Below are 7,622 nucleotides of genomic sequence, written 5' to 3' on the forward strand. Positions count from 1 at the left end.
AATTACAATGAAACTTGTAAAACTATCCCTGAGCTCGATGCTGGCTGTTACCATGCTGTTTACATCGTGCAAGAGCACAGCCCCTGCAGCCGGTTCAGGAACTGCTACTACCGAGACAACCACGCAAACAAAACCTGCCGAAGAGAAAAAAGGCATGAGCAAAACCACTAAAGGCGGCCTGATTGGTGCCGGTGGCGGTGCCGTGATCGGTGGCCTGATCGGTAACAGGCTGGGTAACACGGCAGCAGGCGCCATTGTAGGTGCCGCCGTGGGTGGTGCAACGGGTGCCGTAATCGGTCGCCGTATGGATAAGCAGGCCGAGGAACTGGAGAAATCCATGGAGAACGCCAATGTGGAGCGTGTAGGCGAGGCCATCCGTGTGAACTTCGACTCAGGTATACTTTTCGCGGTGAACTCTGCCGAGTTAAGCGCCACTGCCAAGCAGGACATCCAGAAGCTGGCTAAAACCCTGCAAGACTACCAGGGAACCGATGTGATCATCGAAGGCCACACCGACAACACAGGTTCTTATGAGCTGAACCAGAAGCTGTCTGAGCGTCGCGCGCAGGCTGTGAAGAACTATGCCCAGAGCCTTGGTGTAGACGGTGCCCGCCTGCAGGCCAAAGGCTACAGCTACGATCAGCCGATTGCCGACAACAGCACAGTAGAAGGCCGTGCCCAGAACCGCCGCGTGGAAATCATTATTGTGGCAAACGAGGAGCTGAAGCAAGCTGCTGAAAGCGGAGAAATAAAGTAAACTGCCATACTTTAACTATAGGTTTGGGCGCCTGCTTCCTGCAAAGGGGGCAGGCGCCTGCTTTTTTAAGGCCAGCAGGGCTGAGGAGGGCATCGGTAAAACTCCAATAAGATAAAGACGTTAAATCTCTAATGTATGGTGCTTGCAGGTTGAAGCCAGGTTGTAACGAAGCCCGGCAGGCTTAAATAACGCACTGATGCAAATTATTTAGCTAAAGATTATATAACATTTTAACAATATAGTCAGTAAAAGGGTCAGAATCTACGGATTCTTAAACAGAAGTTTAAAAACGATAACCATGAAAAACTTTAGAATTAATCTTTCTATACTAGCGATAATTGCCGTTTTACTTTCGTCGTGTGCCTCTGGCGGCGGCGGCATGAGCAAAACTGCTAAAGGTGGCATTATTGGTGCCGGTTCCGGTGCCGTAGTGGGTGGTGTGGTTGGTAAAGTGGCCGGTAACACTGCCGCAGGTGCCATTATTGGTGCCGCCGTGGGTGGTACAGCCGGTGCCCTGATCGGTAGAAGAATGGATAAGCAGGCCGAAGAACTGCGCCGTGACCTGGAGGGAGCACAGATTGAGCGTGTTGGTGAGGGTATCAAGATCACGTTTGATTCCGGCATCCTGTACCCGGTAAACTCTGCCGAGCTTCAGGCAAACGCTAAAACAGAAATTGCACAACTGGCTCAAACACTTCAGAAATACCCTGACACTAACATTCTGATCGAGGGCCATACCGATAACACCGGTAACCGCAGCATTAACCAGCCGCTGTCGGAGCGCCGCGCCCAGTCCGTAGCCGATTACCTGGCTATGAATGGTGTTGACCGCAGCCGCATGACAACCATGGGTTACGCAGCCGACCAGCCAATTGCAGACAACAGTACTGCAGAAGGCCGCAGACAGAACCGCCGCGTAGAAATTGCAATTTACGCCAACGAGAAAATGAAGAAAGCCGCTGAGCGCGGAGATCTATAAGTAAGAGTTAAGTAGTAGTAGATTGATTGGATAATTGGTGATTTTAAACCAGCCGCACGGGGGTGCGGCTGGTTTTTTTATGCCTGGTGGTTGGCAGAGGTGTCGTTGTTGAATTTAATTACTGTCTGTGATCTCCTTCTGGTGCAAGTATTTATACTTGTGTCCTTTTATGATGTTGAGTTTGTAACTCACTGGCTCGGAGAGCCAAACTTTTAACTTTGCCTATACTTTAGCCGTTGCTTCCTATAACTTGGGCTAAGCTACCCGCTGTTCCGGACATCCTTGTCCGGAACTTCTCTGCCGCGGACTTCCTAATCCGCATACTTATACTTCCATAGCCGCTGCTTTCTGCAACCTGAGCCAAGCTATCTTTTCTAGCCGCCGTTCATCCGCAGTCTTACAAGCGGCTCGTTCCATCTCTGGCCTTGGCTCCCTCAAGCCCGGGAGGGCTCGTCTTCCCGCATCGCGCTGTGTTCCCTCCTGCGCCAGGGCGCTGCCCTTGGGCACCGGATCTCACAAGGCGCTCAACGGAAAGACTGGGAACAGATTCGATAGCCATCGCTAACGGAGCTTCAGCAGAACTCCCCTCCTTAGACAAGGAGGGGTAGGGGTGGTTGGATACTCCCTCTCCTGTTTTGGGGGTAGGGGCCCTCGAGAAAAGGAGAGGGCTGGGGAGAGGTGAAATTCCCCTCTCGGGAGGGGCAGGGGTGGGTTAATCGTTCTCGGGAATGTCCCCCTTGGAAGGGGGTAGGGGGATGAAATCGCCTGCTGAAAATTCCCCTCCTCTGAGGGGCAGGGCCATTGAACCGGTACGGCAGTTTACCAACTTGCCAAAGTTAGCATAGGCCGCTTGTTTGAACTATACTTCTCATTACACATCATTCTTCCTCCTCTCCAAAAGAAACGCCACAGCCATCGCTGCTACAGCGCCGGCAAAAGCCATGGCTACGTCTTTCTGCGCATCCCATATATCGCCCTGCATCCCCAGAAAAACCATACCTTGCTTACCGCCGCCGTATACCCAGTCAGCCACCATCCACTCCACCAACTCATACATTACCCCGGAGGAAAGTATCAGCTCTACGGGCAGCAGGTAGGTTAGGAGGCGGTTAAGATTTAATCCCACGGTTAGCACCTCATGCATGGGGTAAGCCAGCAGCAAGCCGTAGCCCAGGTGCACCAGGCGGTCGTAGTGGTTACGCCCAAAGTCAAACTGCACCTTCAGCCACTCCCCGAATGGGTTATCAGCATACTGGTATTGGCTACCATACACGTGCAGCAGCAGAAACAGGAAGGGTAAAGTATAGCTGGTGTTCGAGAAGCGGAAAATGTTATAAAAAGCAACCAGGAAGATAAGGAGCGAGAGCGTCAGCGTGTTCTCCACCAGCCAGTTCTCCAGATCCGTTGTGGTGAGGGCGGAGTATACCCAAAAAGTCAGGAACAGCACACTGTAAAGTATGTGCAGAGGCTGTTGCCAGAGGCGTGATTTGGGTTTAAGTGTGGCAGGCATACGTACGGCTCGTTCTCAGAGCATTAAACTGTTCTGCCATTAAACCCCGCAACGTATACTTTGTTTTGAGCCAGCGTGCTGCAGCGCCTGTCAGGCCATCATCTCCTGCTGGAAGAACACAAGCCGGATCGGGTTATCCAGCGGACTCTGCGTAGGGTCGCAGTGGTAGCCGTACATATCTACGCCGTTGAGGTAAGGAAGCAGCTTTTTGTAGTAAGTATGGCCGGTGTTTGCGGGGTTAAAAGTGATGTCGTGGAAGACGGAAGTAGGTTTCTGCGTCATGCGCTGCAGCCGGTCAAACAGCACCTCAGGCTTTGCCAGGTCGCCGGAGTACACGATGCGCTCCTCGTTTTCCTCAAAAATGTAGGCGTAGGTTTGCAGTCCTTCGGAGTGCTTGCCATAGGTATCGATGCAGCCTATGCCTTCGAAATTCTCCAGCGGCACAAACTCGGCATACTTATCGGGGTCTTTTACCTGTATCTCCAGGAAAAGGTACAGCTGCTGCTTAAACTGCTCTGAAGGGTAAAGTATAACAGGTTTAGGAGCCTTCTCTACAATACTTTTGTACAGCAGCAGGTTAGCCAGGCTGCCGCAGTGGTCGTTGTGCAGGTGGGTGATGATGATGTGGTCCACCTTCTGCACCAGGTTCTTGCGCACTAACGCCGGGAAAACAGTAAAGCCGCAGTCAATCAGCAGGTGTATACCCCGGAACTCCAGCACAGCGGCAGAGTTAAGATAATCCGTATCGAAGGCACCGCCTGTTCCTAGAAACTTAATATCCATAGAGTAAGAGTGCCACGAGGGCGTAAAGCGAATAACCAACAAGTATAGCGTCTGAAAATGAAAATAGTTGTGGGTAAAATTATGCCCGTTTTTCAGCAGCCATACAAGATACTACAGCACAGCGGTTTTTGTACTACCATCTATAAAAAAATCTATCCTAACAGAACTTGTGCCTTGCCGTAAAATTAGTCCTACAAAATACCGTAGCCTATGGATGCACACCAGCTGCCCCCAGAAGAGAAAGCCCTGCTAACACACGAGCTGCTGAACCAGGCTTACAAGCACCGGAAGCTTGAGCCCCGGCGTGGCCACATGCATGAGCTTATCTCTACCATGCTCTCGCACCGAACCAACCACAATGACGAGGAAAAGGCGTATTACAACATGCTGGAGCGCTTCGGGGATTGGGAGGGGGTGATGAACGCACCGTTTGAGGAACTGGCTGATACTATCTCCACTACGCGCTACCCCGGGCAAAAGGCCCCACAGATACAACAAACCCTGCGCTTGATAAAAGAGGAACGGGGCGAGCTAAGTATAGATTTCCTGGAGGAGATGCCTGTGGAGGAGGCGATGGCCTGGCTCACGAAATTGCCTGGCGTGGGCCTTAAAACGGCTACCTTACTGCTGCTCTTCAACTTTAAAAAGCCCGTGATGCCCGTGGATACCCATGTATTCCGGATCAGCCAGCGCGTAGGCCTGATCGAGGCTAAGGTGACGGCCAACAAGGCACACGACCTGCTGCTGCAAATGCTTCCCCCGGAGCCGGAAGAACTCTACAACTTCCATATACACATGCTGCGCCACGGCCAGCGTATCTGCACCTTCTATAGCCCCAGGTGCGAAGAATGTGTGCTCAGCGGCATCTGCAACTATTACCAGGATGTGCGGGCCAAGGGGATTGATAAGGCTGCTTAGGCGGCAGCCTTTCACTTACAGAAAGTTTTGCGGCCGGCTTGGGTGACTTGTCTTATACTGTTTCAGTACACTGCTGTTGTAAGCCACTTAATCCAAAATATCTGTATTTTAAGCATCTCAAATTTTGCAACATCACAGGTTGTATTATAATTATTTTAGGTTGATTAGAAACCTATTTTTCATGATAGAGTATAGGGTTTAATATCGTAAAAGTTATTACACGTCTTTATTAAATAATATTTTATATTTTCTATTTACCTGGTAAGGTTTGAATAGACCTTATCCTAACACCTTAATACACATATCATGAAAAGAAACTCTTTACAACCATGGCACTTGCTGCCTGCCGGGCAAAGCATCCGCTTGGCTAAGTTTTATACTTTATTGGCAGCGGCCTCATCCTTTGCTCTGCTAACAGCCTGCGACAGTGGGGCGGACGAAGCCATAAGCCCTTCTGCTGAGTTGGGGCAGACCACTAGTTCTCAGCAGGCAAGAGGTATGACAGGGATAAATGTGCTTCTCAAGGGGCCGGTTACAGATGCTGCCTTAAATGAACTGAAGAAGTATGGCACTGTCGTAAAAGTAATTCCAGAGATCAATGCCCTCTCTATGCGCGTGGCAGGCGACCAGTTGAGTACTATTCAGGGGTTAAGTTTCGTGGACATAGCAAATCCGGATGCTGAGAGAAAAGGCGCGCCAGCAGATGCCGTGTCTGTGGCTGACTTTTCTAATGGAATAAGCACCTGGAACCTGGATGCTGTAAATGTCACCGATATGGGTGAAGGATTTATGATGCAGCAGGATGCAACAGGGGTGTATGTAGGCGTGCTGGATACTGGCCTGCTGGACTCTTGGCGACAGTATTTCCCTGAGCAGCGGATCGCCACGCAGTATGCCAAAGCTTTCGGCGGTGGCGGCGGAGAAGTCGGGAACGTATCGGAGCAGCCAAACAAGTGGGAGCACGACCAGAATTCGCACGGCACCCACGTTACCAGCACGATAATCGGGTTTAACTTGAGAGGAACTGCCATTTCCGGTGTGGCCCCTAAGGCTACCATTATTCCGGTAAAAGTTTTGAACCAGAATGGTTCTGGCTGGTCATCCGTAGTGGCACAAGGCATTGTGCATATAGCAAACCTCAAAGCCGGCCCGCTGAAAGATTCTCCTGTTGTTATAAACATGAGCTTGGGCGGACCGGTGCTGGATGCTGTTGAAAAAGCTGCAGTTGACTATGCCATTGAAAAGGGAGTAATCATTGTGGCCTCTGCCGGTAACAGTGGTATGGCGGGCATGGGGTACCCTGGTGCGTATGCTCCTGTTATTAGTGTGGCAAGCGCTGGCTTGGTAGCAGCCGGAACCATACCGGCCTGGTGGTATGCGCTGGATATAGCCGAGCCAACTAACCCAAGTGATTTCTATCTGGCTTCCTACTCGAGCAGGGCCAAACCAGGCCAGGATCTTGACGTAACTGCTCCGGGCTCCAGTATTGTTGGTCCTTACCAATTAAATAGTGGGCAGTTATCTTATTATTACCTTTCCGGAACATCTATGGCTAGCCCGCACGTGGCAGGTATTGTAGCGCTGATGGTGGAGAAGAACCCTGCGTTAAATGCCAGCCAGGTAGAAAATGTACTGGAAACGGTTGCCATCCCTATGCCTGGGCTAACTGCTTCGGAGGTAGGGCACGGCTTTATTACGGCTGATGCTGCCCTGGGTGTAGTGCAGTAAAATGATAATGGTTTAACATAAAAAGCGCCTCTCTTAAGGTCAAGGGAGGCGCTTTTGTATTTTAATTGATAGCAGTAAGTGGCGGTTTTGAGGGAGCGATTTAGTATGTAAAACTTAGTGAGAGTTTTGTATTAGGCTTAACGGTCTCGTGTATGAGCAATAGCAGATTTCAAGCCACTAAACTGTCAGATAGCACCGACGACCATTGATTTTTATTATTACGTTTCAAAATAGTACTAAACCCGCTATTGCTTATACACAATGTTGGCACCAGTTTTTATTTCAATTTCCATATTTCTCTTGTCCGTATCGAGAATAACATTGCAAGTCCAAAAATCAATATTATCATTCCAAAACTGGTCAAATCCTGACCACTTATTGGTGTCATGATCATTAATACAATTGTTAGAGCAAGAAGTCCTATTAAACTAAGTCCAATTAGTCCAGTTATTGTTATTGAGCAGATTTTTAATATCCTGTTAGTTTTTGCCAATATTTTCAGTCCAAAAGTGAGTAAGTAGACTATTGCTAGCGTAAATATTAGAAGTATCAGTAGATGAAAATTCTCTATAACGAAGTAAGTATCGTGCATTTGAATGTCAAGGGTTTCACGAAATGAAAATCCTGTCAGCAATCCAAATGAAATTATAAGTATCGCTAATAGAAAAACTGTCCATCTTATTTCAACCTGTCGTTTCATTTTTAAATTGGTGCTAACGAAATGGTCTAGCAGACGCTTTGGCTTGTCAGGCTTGCGAGGGTGTCTGCTAGGGTGTGTTGGGCGGGGTTGTTTTTCCCTTTTTCCCCCCGGCACTGCGTTGTAAAAATAAGGGAAAAGCAACCCGGATGGTTGGGTTATTTTCTCCTTTTAAACTCCTTCTCAAGTGGCGCTTTAGCCGGCGGCAATGCCGTTAATGCAGTATTGGCGACGTTGCCAGAGGCGTCAG

7 protein-coding genes are annotated in these 7,622 nt (G+C 49.5%); 4 read left to right on the forward strand and 3 right to left on the reverse strand.

The window, feature by feature from the left end:
* Nucleotides 1-52: 52 nt before the first annotated feature.
* Together OO017_RS19470 and OO017_RS19475 are read left to right on the forward strand one after the other, a co-directional pair.
* Entirely contained in the window at nucleotides 53-757 is a 705-nt protein-coding gene (locus OO017_RS19470; protein WP_500797071.1) for a YiaD family glycine zipper/OmpA-like lipoprotein, read from the forward strand.
* Between the two features lie 298 nt (nucleotides 758-1,055).
* Nucleotides 1,056-1,736 carry a YiaD family glycine zipper/OmpA-like lipoprotein gene (locus tag OO017_RS19475; RefSeq protein ID WP_266054380.1) on the forward strand — a complete coding sequence of 227 codons (681 nt, stop codon included), beginning with the start codon at nucleotides 1,056-1,058 and terminating at the stop codon, nucleotides 1,734-1,736.
* 871 nt (nucleotides 1,737-2,607) lie between these two features.
* On the opposite strand, the gene OO017_RS19480 is transcribed toward OO017_RS19475, so the two are convergent.
* The gene (locus OO017_RS19480; RefSeq protein ID WP_266054381.1) at nucleotides 2,608-3,246 is read right to left on the reverse strand and encodes a DUF2238 domain-containing protein; all 639 of its coding nucleotides are present in this window, start codon (nucleotides 3,244-3,246) and stop codon (nucleotides 2,608-2,610) included.
* Nucleotides 3,247-3,336: 90 nt separating this feature from the next.
* Entirely contained in the window at nucleotides 3,337-4,029 is a 693-nt protein-coding gene (locus OO017_RS19485; protein ID WP_266054382.1) for an MBL fold metallo-hydrolase, read from the reverse strand.
* A 210-nt stretch (nucleotides 4,030-4,239) separates the two neighbouring features.
* Between OO017_RS19485 and OO017_RS19490 the strand changes: the two genes are divergently transcribed.
* The gene (locus OO017_RS19490) at nucleotides 4,240-4,947 is read left to right on the forward strand and encodes an endonuclease III domain-containing protein (RefSeq protein WP_266054383.1); all 708 of its coding nucleotides are present in this window, start codon (nucleotides 4,240-4,242) and stop codon (nucleotides 4,945-4,947) included.
* Between the two features lie 306 nt (nucleotides 4,948-5,253).
* A complete protein-coding gene (locus OO017_RS19495; RefSeq protein WP_266054384.1) occupies nucleotides 5,254-6,675 on the forward strand; it encodes a S8 family peptidase in 1,422 nt (473 codons plus the stop codon).
* 277 nt (nucleotides 6,676-6,952) lie between these two features.
* Here the strand turns inward: OO017_RS19495 and OO017_RS19500 are convergent, their stop codons facing one another.
* Complete coding sequence (locus OO017_RS19500) at nucleotides 6,953-7,375, reverse strand: hypothetical protein (protein ID WP_266054385.1); 423 nt, start codon at nucleotides 7,373-7,375, stop codon at nucleotides 6,953-6,955.
* Nucleotides 7,376-7,622 lie beyond the last annotated feature (247 nt).

The sequence above is a fragment of the Pontibacter anaerobius genome, from assembly GCF_026241195.1.
GTDB classification, from domain to species: domain Bacteria; phylum Bacteroidota; class Bacteroidia; order Cytophagales; family Hymenobacteraceae; genus Pontibacter; species Pontibacter anaerobius.